Source organism: Paenibacillus taichungensis (genome assembly GCF_003287275.1).
Taxonomy (GTDB): Bacteria; Bacillota; Bacilli; order Paenibacillales; family Paenibacillaceae; genus Paenibacillus; species Paenibacillus taichungensis_A.
This window is the reverse complement of the sequence record NZ_QEVW01000001.1, coordinates 182,922-198,686: the sequence shown is the minus strand read 5'-3', so window position 1 is coordinate 198,686 and position 15,765 is coordinate 182,922. Positions and strand designations below refer to the sequence as shown.

Below are 15,765 nucleotides of genomic sequence, written 5' to 3'. Positions count from 1 at the left end.
TTCACTGCTAGATTCCCAACCTGCTTCTAAGCGACGTTATATGTGCAACGTGGTGTCTGCCATGCCACGCATATACACCCAAATTGTAGTCCAGTCTGGTCGTTTCTTTGGATGCGGGATGATAAAAGGTTTTGGCATAGTCTGCTTCCGTTAATGTATTCAGTAGCGCTACCCAACGACGATGCAGCGCATCCAGGATTTGCAGAGAAAACTCGACATCCAGTTCCCGCGAATCACTCAGTTCAGCCCATCGTTCCTCGTAATATGGTCTTATCGTGGGGTTATCCTCCGTCAGTGCCAGCTTGAAACGAACCATGCTATTCATATGGCTATCTGCCATATGGTGTATAACCTGTTTGAGCATCCATCCACCTTCCCGGTAGGGCAGCCTCAATTGTTCTTCGCTCAATCCTTTGACCGCTTCGCGGGCGCGCTCCGGCAACTCCGCAATATCCTGAATCCACTGCTTCCGCTGCTCTGATGTAACCTCGCCTGTATGTTCAAATGTTCCAATCGGGTACCTCAAATCCATCGATCATTCCTCCTTGGTTAAATATACACAGTGCACTCCTATGTGGCATACTCCATCAGCCAACAGTCTCTCATCTGTCCTTCGTGCAGTTCGTGTTTCGGTAACAGTCTGACCTTCCTGAAACCACACTTCTCGTAACAGGATATGGCTCGTTCGTTCCAGGATTGCGGGTCCATGACCACTTTACGGGCTTGCTTTTCGTTGACCAGATAGGCCAACATGGATTGTACCAGTTGTGTGCCAATACCGCGGTTCCAGTAATCAGCTTCTCCAATAAACTGATCTGTTCCATAAATGATTTCATCGGTGTCTCCATAACCATACTCATTACGTTCAGCCTCCTCCAGTTCATAGAACTGGATATAGCCGATCGGTTTACCTTCGTGTTCAACCATACAACGATATGCCGTATCCTCTTGTCTATAAAAGTGCTCTCTGACCAAATTCAGATCATGCGGCCGATCACGGCCTTCGTAATACTGAAGTACTACGGGGTCAGACAACCAATGAACAAGAAGCTGCTCATCCTTGTCATCCAATAAACCTACCGTAATCTCATTCCATTGATAGATTAGCATCACTCTGCATACTCCTTAATGATTTCCAGAGGCTCTCCTGAAACCCAGCTCAGGTTTTTGCCCAGTAATTTTTCCTGATGAACATAATAGATCATCGGTTGCCGAATCAGTTCTGCTTCTTCACTCAAAGGATGAATGGTAAAACGCATCTTGTACGTGCCAGTAGCATCAGGTATGGAGAACCCAGCAAATTCAATAATCGCTGTTGATGACTGCCTCTGTAAGGCTTGACGAAGAATCTCTTCCATTGCACCTGTGCTGCCGACGGAAGTAGGTCGAATAAATCGGTTATCCTGTTTGTCATCAAAAGATATTGAACCCCAGCCAGGTACAACAGGATATACGATGTGCTGACCCTTATCTTCTTTTTTGCGTGTAATGTTTAACTGCACCTCGTATTCATCCGTAGCTGACTGCCGAATCGTGCCCCTCATGTTAACATCCTGCGCTGTAACGCTTGGAGCCAAATTATTATATACAATGAAAGCTGCTACAATAATAATCCCAATGCCTGTAAGCCAAAATATCGTACTTTTTCGCATGTATTTAACCCCCAAGCTGATTAACCGTAAGTCTGAAGTAATTCACTCTCCATTAGTGTCTGTGTTACGCTGTCCAGTTCCGGAGAAGCAGACCAATCACTATGTGTATTCAAACCATATTTAATCGTATGGATAACGCTATTGGCTGACATATATAAATTATGGTGTACTCCTCGTTGCACAATGATGTGACTTCCTTCGCCCATAACTCTGATTTCAAGCGTATGATCATTCGTAAAATTTGCATAAGCGATCCAACCAGACTGCACTACATAGAACTCGGTTATATGGTTATGAAAATGGCTATTTTGCCACGCTCCCTGAGATGAAGCTACCGTTCTACAATAATAACTGCCATCCTCTGAAACCATTTTGTATTTCCGTTCCCCGTTAGACATCTGCTCGAAGCTGGTATTCACATGATCTGGTCCTAAATTCCATTCTAAAGTTTCTCTACCCAAACCATTACACCTCCTGATCTGAAATACGAAGGTAGCATTCAAACTTTATAATCTTCCTTTAACGCCTTACGGCCTTCCAGATATATTTGTGCTCTCGCACAGCAAGTCTCCCATCAATCTGATTTTCCTTCAGCTTAACTTGAAGCTGTTCATGGTACTCAGGCAGTGTGTAATCCGGGTTGCCAGGGATATCGGAAAGAAAGATAGCGAACTCTTTTTCATCAGGGAAAAACATCAGGGCCTCGTTGAATTCCTCAATTTCAATGTTTTCATACTGATTTGTATGCAGCCTTTCTCGTACCTTGCTTACATCGGTATGAATGCCAAAGATCACGCCACCCTTTCGCAGCAATCTCCTATGTTCAATTATCGACGTAGGTCCTCTGCGGTCATAGATCAGGTCGAACTGTTCGTCTTCGAAGGGCAACTCTGTCTTGGTTGTAGCGTAGACAAATTCAACATTGCCCACGTCACTGGCCTCAAGCCCAGCCTGAGCGATACGCAGTAGCTCCTGCGAGTTGTCAAAACCCGTAATATGATCGGTATAAGTCGACATTCTTAATGTGAATTCACCATGACCACAACCCGCATCGAGCACGGATTTATGATGAGGCAGCAACTGTATCAAGCGCGCTTCAAATACATCTTCTGCTGAATTGCCCTCCCAGGTAAATACCGATCTGCCTTTATATCCTCCGTTACGTCGTGCAATCATGTCATACCATTCCATGCCCAATAGATATCCCCCCAGAAGAAAATCCCATATTAAACAACATTCGACACAGACAAGTCGATTTTCCTGTCCATAGGTTAACTTTTTTCTCACTTAAAGAGCTTCATCTATCCTCATCTTGTGCTTGTTAAAATTTGAAACGCTTCTCTCGTAGGCACCGTATTAAGCTCGAAGTCGTATTTTTCCACTTGGATAAACCAATAGGATGTGGAGGTTGAATAAATGTCTTTTTTCAAGAAAATGTTAGCCAGTGTAGGTGTTGGAGCAGCCAAAGTAAACACAGAATTACATACACCTCATGTTACGCCTGGAGGGGTCATCTCTGGGATCGTGTACATCGAGGGTGGGGACGTGGAACAGAATGTAGACCGAATCTACCTTACGATCAAAACCCATTACATACGGGAGCACAATGATCGAAAAGTAAATGAAACTGCCGTTGTAGCAAAATACTTGCTTACCGAAGATTTTATACTACAACCTGGAGCCAAACTGGAAAAATCCTTCTCATTTGATCTGCCAGAAAACCTTCCAATTACACTGCATCGTGCAGAGGTTTGGGTTGAAACTGGCCTCGATATCTCAAGCGCAATGGATCCCTCAGACCGGGACAGACTCCATGTAGTTCCTACAAAAGATATGAACACTGTGCTTGATGCGATTGATCTCCTTGGTTTCAAGCTGCGTGAAGTGACCAACGACTATGCTCCAAAGCTTGGTGGTAATCTTCCATTTGTGCAGGAATTTGAATTCGTGCCAACGAGTGAATTCCGCGGCTATTTGGATGAGCTGGAAGTACTGTTCTACCCGATGGGAGATTCTCTGGAACTGTTGCTTCAGATCGACCGCCGTGCACGTGGACTCGGTGGCATTTTCTCGGAGGCGATGGGTACAGATGAGAGCTTTGTCCGACTGCATCTCTACGAAAGACATCTTGCACGTGGTGCGCAGTCGGTTGCTCAAGGTCTGGAAGAAGTCATCTCCAAGCATCTATAATCTATTAAAAATAGACCCAAAAACAAAAAAAACAGTTCTCCTACCAACTTCATTGGTATAGAACTGTTTTTTTGGCTATGCTTTTCTTTTATTAATAAACAATCAGGAACGCTGTGTCCAGCGCTGCATCCCCGATCGAAGTCCATAGTATGCAGAAGCAAGCAAGAGAAATCCAACAGCAGCGATCAAAATCGAAGTAGTATCCCAACGGGCAATAGTGCCAAAAGCAACCTTCGACTGCAACAATGTGACGGATGAAGCGTTGTTCATCATTTCAGGTGTATGATTCAGCGTCATTAACATTCCTTGAACAACATTCCAAGCCATAAAACCCAGTATGAATAGCAAAGTTACCAACAGGGATTCCACACCTAATCGTTTGTTGATACGCATTATTTTGCCTCCTCATTTACGATTTGACAACACTTTGGAGAATATAACATTCACCACATCATCTCTTGTTTGGCCGTCCGTTTGAATGTACTCTTCAAAGCGCGCTCCATGGAATGCTTCAACACACTTAACCGCTTGTTGAAAAGTCCATCCATCAAGCTCATCCCCGCGCTTCAACAATCTCTCATGTAATGTTTCCATAGATGTCATCAGGGTAAAATGAAAAAGGTTGGGGTCGAGCTCCTTCAGACCTCGATGGATGTAACTGAACTGCTCTGACTTGTAGATGGTCATTGGAACAATCAGATGTTTATCATACTTCTGCCTGATTTCACGGGCGACTTTCACGGTAAGGACTTTCCACAGCTCCATATCCTGAAAATCGTCCGTTTTCTCCACTTCCATTCGGACGTCATCCGCAATCACGTTTTTTAACATGTATCCAATCTCTTCAGGATCGTAGATCATGCTGTTCGGAATTAACGGCTGCAGCTTGGTTGCAGCAGAGGTTTTACCCGAGCCAAATGCCCCATTAATCATCACAATCATAGTGACGTCCTCCTGCGTGTCAGATTCAATTAGATAAGAGGTGCTCCAACTCCTGTTTCAGTCGATCTTTGTTCGTATCCACATATTGATAAAGGAGTTCAAATACCTCTTTATTATCCGATTGCATGCTTAAATTACCCGCTTCCAGCTCCACCTGTTGCAAAACCTCATGGATCTCTTGTCCATGCGTATTCAGGGTCGTCGTTACATCCTGTTCGGAGAGGGCATTCACATTCTCTCTTAACTGCTCAGGCGTTACACCACTTTCGGATAACATCTGCTGGATATTCTTCAGAATTTCTGCATCTGCATCATTGCCTATTCGCTGCATTGCTTCCTTTGTTTCACCCAGAAACTGCCCACTCGCATTTTCAAGAAAACCAGTAATGCCACTCATGGACAGCTCTGTATCAAGGTCTACGATCAGGATGGTATCTCGCAATACCTGCGGAAGTTCAGGTCCGCACTCCCGAATGGTCGGAAATTCCACACGATACAGATCCATGGCAACACTCCCCACCACTTCCTCACCCGACATGCTTTCAAGCTGATCCAAGGGTAATAATTGCTGCAATTCTTCCTGTAATTTGTTCATCTCTCTGCCTCCTGTATCTCTCTATATATAAGTTCAACTAATGAAAATTTGCACTATGACTCCGATGACAGAACAACCTTCTGATCGCTGTTATCCCCAGATTTTTTTGACGCCTATACATCATAGCAGAATATGTTAGATAAGTTTATCCGATGTAAGTTTGCATCAATTCACTTCCCCGCACACTTTACACGGAATATGGATAAAGTTAACCTGCACTTGATCTTTGGAAAATGATCCGCTGTTATGATCTTGTCATCAAGAGTCTTGGGAGGGGTTATGATGCGCCTGGCCTTGTTCACCGACACCTATGTTCCGGAAACCAATGGTGTTGCCGGTACGCTGCACCGCTTGAGTAATCACTTGAACCGCAAAGGAATTGAGCATCTGCTATTCACACCGCAGTCTGTTATTGAAGGCAACGATGCCGCTCCAGTCCGTTCGGTTACCAACATCCCCTTTTTCCTCTACCCGGAATGTCGTATTGCCTTACCTAATCGAGCATCCATCCATCGGGAGCTAAAGACTTTTCAGCCAGATCTGCTGCATATCGCCACTCCGTTCAATATGGGTCTTTTCGGTCTCAGATATGCGCTCAAACATCAGCTTCCACATGTCATCTCCTACCACACTCACTTCGATCGGTACCTCGAATACTACAAGTTGAAAAGTGTCATTCCTCTTTACTGGAAGTATATCCAATGGTTCCACCGGGCCTGTGATGCAACATTGACACCGTCTCAGGAAACCTTAAACGCATTGCAATCAAAAGGTATTCAACGTCTGAAGTTATGGTCCCGCGGAATCGATTGCAGCCTGTATTCTCCGAATAAACGAAGCTCCGATATCCGTACTCGCTACAATATAGCTGCTCCTCTTATTTTACTCTACGTTGGACGAATTGCCCCGGAAAAAGATATCGCTACCCTCACCCTTGCCATGCACCAATTGCCAGAACATATGCAATCCCGTGTACACTGGATCATTGTAGGCGATGGGCCATTGCTCCCCAAAATGCGTATGCAATCCCCACCCAATGTCACCTTTACGGGGTATCTGCATGGTGAAGAGCTTGCTGCTATGTATGCTTCGGCAGATCTCTTTGTGTTTCCTTCCTCAACAGAAACATTTGGCAATGTAGTGCTGGAAGCAATGGCATCAGGATTGCCGGTGCTCGCTGCGAATGGTGGCGGTGTAAAAGATTTGGTCACACATCATCGAAGCGGTGTTCTGTTCGATCCGGGTAATGCGGGGGCATTGATTCGAGAGATATGCCTCTGGGGAGATCATATGGATCAACTAAGGAATATGGGCCTTGAAGGCCGAAAACTTGCTGAGCAGCGTTCGTGGGATCACATTTTTGACAGGTTAATCGGAGATTATGAGGAAGCGATTGAGAATCGGAGAAGACGCACGAAAGATCGAATCATCACGGCTTGATTTTCATTGAATAACGGATGATCACTGCTGCTCGAAGACCCCCTATTGAAATTTGGATAAGTCATCTCCTTCCTGCTTCCAATGAGAAGATTTATATTTAATACGAGGTATTAAAAAGAGCGGGGATGGCTAATATCCTCGCTCTTTATAACGCCGTCTGGTTAAACGTATGGCTTTTCCGATCAGAAATATGCCCAATCCCGGTCAAGACGTCTAACATTACACAACGGGTTCAAAAGATATCGTGTCTTGCATAATACTCCATTCTACCCTCGGTCTAGCCGCTGCCCCTTCCCCATTTAGGACATTACCAATCCATATCTCGTCGGTCTCCTGATTCTGCAAAAAGTGCCGCATTGCAGCTTCGATCAGAATGGATGTATGTAAATCCAGCAGCTCATCCTTGGGTATCCAGAACAAATCCCCTTCATCTGATGGAATAAAGGCTCGATGTGTCGTCTCACCAAAATATACAAACTGCTGCCGCACTTCACCACCATTAAGCTCTAGCAATATATATCGAAGCCGAAAATGATTCACGTCTTCTGGCTTGAACCCCGTCTCTTCTTCAATCTCCCGATAGCTGGCAGTCATTGGTGAGTTAAGTTCGCCATGCTCCAGATGCCCGCCAATACCACCCCAGAACTCAAAATCAAACATCCTGCTGCCTGCCTTCTTCATCATCAACATGTCGTTTCCATTACTCAAAAATGCCGTAGCCATTTGTCTGATCTCCATGTACACCTTCCTCACTATTTTGTTATGGGCGTAGTTTGAAACTAATCTGACGATATTTTCTAGAATAGGCCTTTTAATTCACCAAGATGCTCAATAGCATGCAATGGTTTGGTTGTAATGCTGTCCTGCCAAGGCTGATTGACCTTCATCCAGATCGTACTCATGCCTACTTTTGCCGCTCCTTCAACATCATTGACGGGATGATCTCCAATGTAGATACACTGCTCGGGAGAGAGGTTGAAATGCTCCAATGCCAATTGAAAAATACGAGGATCGGGCTTTTTGACCCCAGCCTCTTCCGAAACGATAATATGGTCAAAATCATCCCGAATGCCAAGTTGATCGATTTTGCCGTACTGAATCTCGGTTTTACCATTGGTGATTAAACCTGTTTTATATTTTCCCCTTAGATGCTGAACCACTTCTCTCGCCTGCTCCATCAGAACAGCGCTTTTCACATACTCTCTGCCATAGAACTCCATAAGCTCGGCGTGAGGCGGATTCTCAGCCCAAGGTAATTCATGGAGCAGCTCATTGAATAACACGCCTTTGTCCTTGTAACCGTCCTCATCCAGCTCAATAATTCGTTTAAGAATATCATCCGTAGTTTGAAGATGGGCAAAATAAGTGTTGATCAAGCTCTGGCTGAAGCTTTCAAAGGTACTTGTTCTGTTGAGAATCGTATTGTCCAGATCAAAAATAATCGCTTTAATATGATCCATTGTCATGCTCCTCCCATCTGTCTGTATAACGTTATTTCCTCAATAGTTGCTCCAGTTTCCGATTGGTTTCGGCCTGCTCTTGAATTAACCGTTTCGTTTTACTTTCTATGCTGATGAGTGTGACCGTCATAATAATTACACAAATGATCCCTATAAACCCCATAATACTACTCACCTCTAACGTAATGTTTATTATATTCTGTTAGCTGCGACTACCATGAATTATAAACATGCAAACCCAACCATAGATTAGACCAGGGCTGGGTTTACCTTGTAAAACTCATTTTCATTTCTTCTTTTTGTGATAATGGTAGCCTGTGCATAGGCCCTTTTGTTTGGATTTCGCGGAACAATTATGTCCACCATTTTTGTCCAGTCTGCCTGGATGGGCATAAGCTGAAGAAGATACTCCAATAAGTACGACAAGAGACAAGATTACAATGACAACCTTTTTCATAAGTCACCCTTCGATCACACCCTATGCTTTAGGGGTTAATTCATCCTCCATCATTCTACATGAAAACCCATAATTAGGATATCCTTATTACTCCAAAATTTGCTTATTCTATGATTTTAAACTTCCTCAACGCATGTGTAATGCCATCCTCACTTGCTCGCAGCGTGACATAGTCGGCACTTTGTTTGACGCGCGCTCCTCCGTTTCCCATCGCTATGCCAAGACCCACGTACTCTAGCAAATCAATATCATTTTCACCATCGCCAAAAGCCATTGCTTCCTCTTTCGATATATTCAGGTGGGCGAGCACTTTTCCTGCCGCTATCGATTTGGATACTTCGCTCTCTTCCAGTACGTTAGACACGTAAGGATGAAACCTGACGAATTTTAATGCAGGGAATCTGGATTGGAATTTCTCCGCTTCGGCTTGATCGGCATATAAACAAATGCAATACACTTCCTGTTCCAAAGAACTGATTCTCAGGGGGTACTCCATCAGACCGAGCGTATCTCTCAATGCATCGGTGACACGCACATCCGTTGTACATAACCCATTCATCTCGAATGACTCTGTAAAATAAGAAATACTGCTGCCGTTCATCTCGGCATATTCACTGAATTCTCTAACCATTCGTGCTGAAAGCACCGATTTATGTATCACTTCTTCACCGCTCTTAATCAATGCCCCGTTAGCCGAAATCAGGGTATCAATCCCGAGTTTCCTGAAATCTCCGCATAAATTGTACGGTCTGCCAGTGACCAGGACGACCTGTATGCCCCTACGAACCAATTTTCGAATGGAATCCTCTGTACTTGGGGAGAGACTTCGATCCTTCTCACTGAGTAATGTACCGTCCACATCCATAAATACGATTTTAATCAATGGAACACCTCCTACTCACGGTCATTCGTTGGTTCAACATGTTTCAGATCCGATTTGGTTTTGCCTCTCCTTTGTGCTTCTTCGGATATACGATGAGCAAATTGAAGAACTTCGTTATGTGCAAAATATATATATTCTACATCTGGTTCATCTTTAAATGTAACCTCAGCAGAGAAAGGCGGGAGCTTAACATTCCATATGCCTTCCACTGATTCAATTTCCTCTTGAGTATATTTCTTTTCCTCTATTAAGTACTCGGTAACTCTATGTGCATAGATCAGCTTATTTACTTGCACATATATTATTGGGGTCAATACTAACATAACCGTAATGATCAGAACCGCTGGCAGCACGTATTTTTTCTTCTTTTTCATCAGATACCTCCAAGCTATTAGAAATCCACCTTCAATATTAAAGGCAAGTGCACAGTAAACTTAGTAGTCTTCCTGCACTTGCCTTTACATTATCGGGTCTGGACGTTCTGGCTCCGCTCCATATACCACAACTGAAATGCCTCCACGGCTTCAAGCGGAATATCATTTAGCGTATGATGCAGAACAGGTTTGGCACGATTCACGGTTTGAATTGAAGCAATTCCAAACCAGCGTTGCAGCAGATTCCGGGTGATCTGTACCTCAATGACTTTCTCCCGCTTGGAGATGTATAGTGTTGAGGTTAATGCACCCGTTCGCAATTGGATAAAGTTCTGATTCAGGACGTATCGTGTATGGAGAAAATCAGTTATTCTGCATATGCCAATCCACAGTAACAGAATAGCGGAAATCATCCACCAGGCCTGACTCTGTCCCAGAATCACTGGTTTGAAATAAATCAGTAACCCTGTTGCAATGATCCATACCCAGCTTGGGGTGAGCAAGCGCAGCCATAATGATTTGCGTGGAAGCTTCTGCATCTCCTGCGTAACCTGATAAGATGGCAAAATCTCCGAGATCATATCGTAAGCTTGCTTCACAGGCAGAAAAGGATAGAGCGAGTTAACTTCCTGTTCAGATTCTCCCACACCACCTGCTGTCGTCAGTTCCACTTCTGCCAATCCTAGCAGTCTTTTCATTGGAGACTGTGTGATTTTCACCGCCTGAACTCGTTCTTTCAGGATCGAAAATGCGGTCTGTTCCAACATGCCCTTCGTAATGTAGATACGTTTGCGATCAGAAGAGATTTGGAAATCGCCATACTTCACAAAGGTTCTGACAATACCTAGCATAATGGAAACAGCAATAAGTCCTGTGATGATCAATGCGGTAATCCACCAGGTATCCAGCCATGTTAAAAGGATGCTTTCCGTCACTTTTTCATCGGGAAAGAAATCCTTCACCGACGAATAGAGCGATCCCAGAATCGGAATAAGTACCAGAAAGCTGAGCGAGGTAAATGAAGCTTTGAATATATCTTTTCGGGTGGACCTATAATGGACATTCCGTTCAAGCTCTTCTTTTACAGTCGAAGGGATATCTTCTTCCAGTGTTACGTGTTCAGGTCGCGTCACTGGTTCTTCATTTGGTTCTACAGCTTCACTGGCGACATTCGTTTCAGACATATACCCTGCTACAACCTTTTCAAGCCGATCCGATTCCGAAAGTGAAACGACTTGCAGCTGAAAAGTAGCATCGTCTCCCTTGATGCCCGTCTCAAAACGAATGGATGTGACTCGGAACAAACGATGAAACAGCGACGTATGCCGGTTTACGTTCTGAATTTTGGTATAGGGTATTATTCTTCTTGTCCGATTGAACACCCCACTGTAGATCTGAAAAGCCTTATCATCTGCGGTATAACGTAGTGTAAACCAACTCCAGATAATGCTTATCACACTAAGCGCGATAGCTACATAAAAGACGATTCTGCCATACATAATCCATGTGGACACCGAGCCATGACGGAGAATAAATAAAAAAACGATAAATGCAAAAGAATTTTTCACCAGTTTCCACAAACTCCAGAGCATGGCTAACGGGTGTTGTCTTTTCATCTCGCTCATTCATCCACCTCGTTAATCCTTGCATAGGATGCAATCTGATTACGCAGTTCAAGCGCCACTTCCTCTGGCAACGCCGGAATCGTATGAGATGAACCCATCGTGCCAACCGATACAGAAAATAGGGCATATTTTCTCAAAAGGGGACCTTGATTCGTCGTAACGGATTGTACTTTGGCCATGGGAATGATCTGATGTACCTTTTTCAAAGCCCCGTGCTTCAATTGCAAGAACTCTTCATTCGCATCGTAATACCAATGCTTGTATAACAATGAAGGCCGGATAAAAATCTCCCACACCGCATACAGCACTGAGATGGCAAACACTCCCCACAGCAACCAACCAATCCACGCCTTCCATCCATAGATGGAATCCAGAACCAGCAGTGCTGCAAGCACAATCAATACTATTCCGTTCGATATAACCGCACTGATTCTCCATATGGTTATGGCATCCGGCGATAAACGTTGCTCGGGTGTACTCTGTATGTACTGCATATCTTCACTCCTTTTTCTTACTGTACGAAGAATAGTCCTCTATCGATGCAGAAAGATTGACTTAGTAAAAGAGATGACCCCTGTTCAATACAGGTCGTCATCTCTTAGTCATTTTATATTTTCAGCAAAATCCCTCACATCACATAACCACACCATATGGTCCGTGCCTTCACCCCAATAATTCTTTGCCACGGCATAGGGTTCTCCAAACTTCCGCTGCCATTTCTTCTGCGCTGTCCGGTATCCACTATCCAGGCAAAATTGCGTAATCTCACGCCTCTGAAGTTCAGTAGCCAAAGCCTGAATGAGAGCAGAGCCAATTCCCTGACCCTGAACCTCTGGCAAAACGTAGAGACTACCCAGTTCCCCTACGTGGTTCAGTTGGTGGTCCGTGCATTCTTGAATTTCCTCGCCGCAAGGTCCATACGAAATGGTGCCCACGATAGTATCTTCCCTTTTGGCCAGCAGAAAGAAAACACTCGATTTCTTGTTGTTGTAAGGATTTAAAGCTAAGTGAAGCACCGCTTTTTTGTGTTCAATTTCATCGCGTATGTCTTCGTGCAGGGAACCCAGCCCTTCCTGTGTAAATGCATTCGCAATGGATGTCTCGAATACCCGGTAGGCACCCTCCATATCCGAAGATGTTAAAGGTTGAATGGTAATCAGGTGACTCATATGACCGTCTCTCCGTTTCAATAGATATATAAATTAAACCAAAGAATATTTACACTTGCCACTCCGATGACAGAACAACCTTCCGATCGCTGTTATCCCCAGATTTTTTTGATTCCTATTTTCAAAGGGGAAAATCCGGGGATAAAGGCGAACGCTTCGCTTCTTTAGGTTTTTTCTGTCCTCTCCGTTATCGTGTAATTTTTTGTTGAACCTATATAGTAAACTGACTTACCGATGGTAATCTGTAATCTTCTGTGTCAGTCCGTATGACTTTGAATCAGTTTCCTCACTCGGTTTGCATCCTCTATGGGTATGCTGTATCCCACGTGGGTATCCTCATGGTTGACCAGAAGGGCTGACTGCTTGGGATCTTTGCCTATGGAAAAATCATACTTGGTTAAGGCGCCATCCGCATCTGTTAAGTTCATTTTATACTCCACGCTATAATCAAGACTTCCTGATATACGCTCCGCTTTGTTTATAGCCTCGATTACGATTCCGATCTCAACAGGATTCCCGATTTTCACATCCTCACACGCTTCAATCGTGAAGTTGGGGTTGCAGGTTAATGTAATGAGCGAAGGCAGAGCTTCTTTCGGAATAGAATTAGTTCCATTTGGAGGATTGCAGCCTGCAAGGAGCACCATGAAGAGACCTAAGAGAATCCCTGCTTTTTTCATTAGCATATGAACCTCCCGATTCTTACTTAGAACATGAGCGTAAACGCTCTACGTAATCATCTGTATTTAGCTCTAAATGCTTATGCTCGCAAGCTGCAGCTCGGTGTCCCATCCTTGGAGCAACACTTTTAAACCCTGGGCGGTATCAGCCACAAAGGGACTTATCTTTACGTCCGTAATGTTTTGGGAACTATACCCGGTGTTCAAGCCTGCACTCGCTCTGTTTGTACCCTCACAAATAACTGCTCCAAATCTGCATGAAGATCCGGCTGTTCGTTAACGAGCAGGCTTATGTATTCCGACCCGCATTCATAGAAAACAAGACGATTAAACGGAGCTGAATCCCCCATATGATTGATTTCCAGTCCCAATTTCTCCCGTATTCGATTCTCCAGATAGCGCGCGTAACCTTCGTTCCATTCCAGCCAGTTGAAGTACTCCCCTTGTTCTTCACTCAAAGAGCTGAACAGGGCCACTCTCGCCTCTTTCACTTGCAAGAGATCCTTACTCTTCAAGGCTGACAGCAACGAAGTGATCCGCTGGACAACCATCTCATTGTCATAAGGAAACTCATAATCCAGTTCCCATGTTACACGCTTGATTTGCTCCATCTTACGTTTGATCTCAAGACGGTCACCCATGTCGGTGTACTGCTCATTTACGTAACAATGAACAAATTCATGAAAGAGATAGACTTTCTGCTCAAAATTTTGGAACGCCGCATCCGTCACCACTGCGCACATCCGCCCACCCATGTGATGCACCGGAAATGCTGCAAGGCATCCTTCGGGAATATTCAGGTCATCCGGAACGGTTTTCACCCATTCATATTGCTGTGTCTTGGACGAATAATCATAGATATATAATAAAGTTTCAAATGCCACAACCACGGGATAATAGTCTGCGAATAAAGGATGTATACTGACCAAATCTTTTTGAAGCTCCTGCAATTCGTTGATTTGCTCTAAAAAAGTATCCATGTCATTTACCCTCTCTTTAGTTGAATGATGAGTTAATCATATCAATAGAGCAACAATAAAACACTGAGAGAAAAATGATAATTCTATTGACGGGTGATATTCTACAGCTTAGAACCGTTCTCCTCGTTTCTCATTTATATAGATGTCCAGCGCCTTGATCCCCCGATGAGCAAGTTTGATAAATAAAATAAGGATATACACTCCCAATCCCAGTAACACCAAATTAAATAAAACTGCAAATGTTGAAAAGAATGAAAAACTCATCACACTTCCTCCTTTTTTATCACCGTACTGAATTCATAATTCATATGATCATCATGATTTATAAATAGTTCAATTTATTAATTCACTAACCTATTTTAGCATATTTTACCTCTCTTTACTTTCTCCAATCAAATCCCTCATTCTTGATTAGGCTGAAATCTAATCATTAAGATCAAAAAATCTTCCCCCGGACATCCGGCAGGAAGATTTTACGTAAGACTTATTTTATTGGATGCGTTCACCACTTACCACATGCCAGTGTTGATGCTTCGAATCCTGGTAAGTACCAAGGTTAGTTACGATTTTGGAAGAACCCGTCTGAACTACCATATCCGCAGCAACCTTTTTGATAACGCGCATGATCTCCAGTAATAGTTCATCATTATTAGCTTCTTCCTGTGAAATGAATGATTGGATATGGATCTTTGGAATAACAACAATATGATGTTTGTAGTATGGGCGGGTATGATGATAAGCCAGCACCTTGTCTGTTTCCATGACGATATTTACTTTGGTATTACCACTAAGCACTTCATCACAATAAAAATCCTGTGTCATGTACGATCCCCTTTCATTACTTAGTTAATATATCCCGCTTTTTTCAGCACATATTCCGTGAACGGATTAATCTCTGGGATGGGCATACTCAGATCAAAATAGCGCAGTTCCAATCCTTCATCATCCATGACGGTTGGCTTGCCCTGAATATCAGTAGCTTCATAGACAGCCATGACATTATACACTTCATCTCCATGAGGATACTTGTAATACATGTCCTGACCTGAGAAAACGGTAATGAGTTTATATGCACCCGCTCTCAGTCCAGCCTCCTCATACAATTCACGGGCAGCAGCTTCCTCCAAAGATTCTCCCGGTTCCAATGATCCGCCAAGGGTTCCCCAATCCAGACTATCTGTACGTCTTTGCAACAGCAGATGGCCCTGCTCATTAAAGACCAACACACATGAACCAGCCATGATTAGAGGACGCGAACCCACCAGCTTTCTCAACTCCATGATATATCCCATAAAGATTTTCCCCCGTCTGTAATCAG

General features: G+C 43.8%; 23 protein-coding genes. 2 read left to right on the top strand and 21 right to left on the bottom strand.

All coding sequences use genetic code 11. From position 1 onward, the window contains the following. Positions 1-7: 7 nt before the first annotated feature. Genes DC345_RS01125 through DC345_RS01105 form a run of 5 tightly spaced genes read right to left on the bottom strand, consistent with a single transcriptional unit; the run spans position 8 to position 2,843 of the window. Positions 8-532, bottom strand: a complete 525-nt coding sequence (locus DC345_RS01125) for a YfiT family bacillithiol transferase (RefSeq protein ID WP_113051544.1) — start codon at positions 530-532, stop codon at positions 8-10. 38 nt (positions 533-570) lie between these two features. Then, entirely contained in the window at positions 571-1,110 is a 540-nt protein-coding gene (locus DC345_RS01120; protein WP_113051543.1) for a GNAT family N-acetyltransferase, read from the bottom strand. Then, positions 1,110-1,652, bottom strand: a complete 543-nt coding sequence (locus DC345_RS01115) for a hypothetical protein (protein WP_113051542.1) — start codon at positions 1,650-1,652, stop codon at positions 1,110-1,112. Before DC345_RS01115 ends, DC345_RS01120 begins: the two co-directional genes overlap by 1 nt. A 20-nt stretch (positions 1,653-1,672) precedes the next feature. Beyond that, on the bottom strand, positions 1,673-2,113 hold the full coding sequence (locus tag DC345_RS01110) for a hypothetical protein (RefSeq protein WP_113051541.1): 441 nt from the start codon (positions 2,111-2,113) through the stop codon (positions 1,673-1,675). A gap of 58 nt (positions 2,114-2,171) precedes the next feature. Next, positions 2,172-2,843 carry a class I SAM-dependent methyltransferase gene (locus DC345_RS01105; protein WP_258530450.1) on the bottom strand — a complete coding sequence of 224 codons (672 nt, stop codon included), beginning with the start codon at positions 2,841-2,843 and terminating at the stop codon, positions 2,172-2,174. A 225-nt stretch (positions 2,844-3,068) separates the two neighbouring features. Between DC345_RS01105 and DC345_RS01100 the strand changes: the two genes are divergently transcribed. Then, positions 3,069-3,842 carry a sporulation protein gene (locus tag DC345_RS01100; RefSeq protein WP_113051539.1) on the top strand — a complete coding sequence of 258 codons (774 nt, stop codon included), beginning with the start codon at positions 3,069-3,071 and terminating at the stop codon, positions 3,840-3,842. 102 nt (positions 3,843-3,944) lie between these two features. On the opposite strand, the gene DC345_RS01095 is transcribed toward DC345_RS01100, so the two are convergent. Genes DC345_RS01095 through DC345_RS01085 form a run of 3 tightly spaced genes read right to left on the bottom strand, consistent with a single transcriptional unit; the run spans position 3,945 to position 5,379 of the window. After that, positions 3,945-4,235 carry a hypothetical protein gene (locus DC345_RS01095; protein WP_113051538.1) on the bottom strand — a complete coding sequence of 97 codons (291 nt, stop codon included), beginning with the start codon at positions 4,233-4,235 and terminating at the stop codon, positions 3,945-3,947. Positions 4,236-4,247: 12 nt separating this feature from the next. After that, positions 4,248-4,784, bottom strand: coding sequence for an AAA family ATPase (locus DC345_RS01090; protein ID WP_113051537.1), 537 nt, complete (start codon positions 4,782-4,784; stop codon positions 4,248-4,250). 25 nt (positions 4,785-4,809) lie between these two features. Continuing rightward, on the bottom strand, positions 4,810-5,379 hold the full coding sequence (locus DC345_RS01085) for a DMP19 family protein (RefSeq protein WP_113051536.1): 570 nt from the start codon (positions 5,377-5,379) through the stop codon (positions 4,810-4,812). A gap of 282 nt (positions 5,380-5,661) precedes the next feature. Here DC345_RS01085 and DC345_RS01080 point away from each other — a divergent pair, with 282 nt between their 5' ends. After that, positions 5,662-6,819: a glycosyltransferase family 4 protein gene (locus tag DC345_RS01080; RefSeq protein ID WP_113051535.1), complete on the top strand. Its 1,158-nt coding sequence runs from the start codon at positions 5,662-5,664 to the stop codon at positions 6,817-6,819. 219 nt (positions 6,820-7,038) lie between these two features. Here DC345_RS01080 and DC345_RS01075 read toward each other — a convergent pair whose 3' ends face one another. From DC345_RS01075 to DC345_RS01020, 13 genes are all read right to left on the bottom strand, one after another. After that, on the bottom strand, positions 7,039-7,557 hold the full coding sequence (locus tag DC345_RS01075; RefSeq protein ID WP_258530421.1) for an NUDIX domain-containing protein: 519 nt from the start codon (positions 7,555-7,557) through the stop codon (positions 7,039-7,041). A gap of 59 nt (positions 7,558-7,616) precedes the next feature. After that, complete coding sequence (locus tag DC345_RS01070; protein WP_113051534.1) at positions 7,617-8,279, bottom strand: HAD family hydrolase; 663 nt, start codon at positions 8,277-8,279, stop codon at positions 7,617-7,619. A gap of 286 nt (positions 8,280-8,565) precedes the next feature. Next, positions 8,566-8,736: a YHYH domain-containing protein gene (locus DC345_RS01065; protein WP_094030689.1), complete on the bottom strand. Its 171-nt coding sequence runs from the start codon at positions 8,734-8,736 to the stop codon at positions 8,566-8,568. Positions 8,737-8,839: 103 nt separating this feature from the next. Further along, on the bottom strand, positions 8,840-9,619 hold the full coding sequence (locus DC345_RS01060) for a Cof-type HAD-IIB family hydrolase (RefSeq protein WP_113051533.1): 780 nt from the start codon (positions 9,617-9,619) through the stop codon (positions 8,840-8,842). An 11-nt stretch (positions 9,620-9,630) separates the two neighbouring features. Next, positions 9,631-9,993, bottom strand: a complete 363-nt coding sequence (locus DC345_RS01055; RefSeq protein ID WP_113051532.1) for a DUF3139 domain-containing protein — start codon at positions 9,991-9,993, stop codon at positions 9,631-9,633. Between the two features lie 89 nt (positions 9,994-10,082). Further along, positions 10,083-11,618 (bottom strand): PH domain-containing protein, encoded by a 1,536-nt coding sequence (locus DC345_RS01050; RefSeq protein ID WP_113051531.1) that lies wholly within the window; start codon positions 11,616-11,618, stop codon positions 10,083-10,085. Next, positions 11,615-12,112 carry a PH domain-containing protein gene (locus tag DC345_RS01045; RefSeq protein WP_113051530.1) on the bottom strand — a complete coding sequence of 166 codons (498 nt, stop codon included), beginning with the start codon at positions 12,110-12,112 and terminating at the stop codon, positions 11,615-11,617. Before DC345_RS01045 ends, DC345_RS01050 begins: the two co-directional genes overlap by 4 nt. Before the next feature lie 108 nt (positions 12,113-12,220). Continuing rightward, positions 12,221-12,787 carry a GNAT family N-acetyltransferase gene (locus DC345_RS01040; RefSeq protein WP_113051529.1) on the bottom strand — a complete coding sequence of 189 codons (567 nt, stop codon included), beginning with the start codon at positions 12,785-12,787 and terminating at the stop codon, positions 12,221-12,223. Positions 12,788-13,044: 257 nt separating this feature from the next. Further along, positions 13,045-13,467: a hypothetical protein gene (locus DC345_RS01035; protein WP_113051528.1), complete on the bottom strand. Its 423-nt coding sequence runs from the start codon at positions 13,465-13,467 to the stop codon at positions 13,045-13,047. 203 nt (positions 13,468-13,670) lie between these two features. Further along, positions 13,671-14,447: a hypothetical protein gene (locus DC345_RS01030; protein WP_113051527.1), complete on the bottom strand. Its 777-nt coding sequence runs from the start codon at positions 14,445-14,447 to the stop codon at positions 13,671-13,673. A 108-nt stretch (positions 14,448-14,555) separates the two neighbouring features. After that, positions 14,556-14,711 (bottom strand): hypothetical protein, encoded by a 156-nt coding sequence (locus DC345_RS31570; protein WP_181586433.1) that lies wholly within the window; start codon positions 14,709-14,711, stop codon positions 14,556-14,558. A gap of 225 nt (positions 14,712-14,936) precedes the next feature. After that, positions 14,937-15,269: an HIT domain-containing protein gene (locus DC345_RS01025; protein ID WP_072734123.1), complete on the bottom strand. Its 333-nt coding sequence runs from the start codon at positions 15,267-15,269 to the stop codon at positions 14,937-14,939. A 20-nt stretch (positions 15,270-15,289) separates the two neighbouring features. Further along, a complete protein-coding gene (locus tag DC345_RS01020; RefSeq protein WP_113051526.1) occupies positions 15,290-15,739 on the bottom strand; it encodes an NUDIX hydrolase in 450 nt (149 codons plus the stop codon). Positions 15,740-15,765 lie beyond the last annotated feature (26 nt).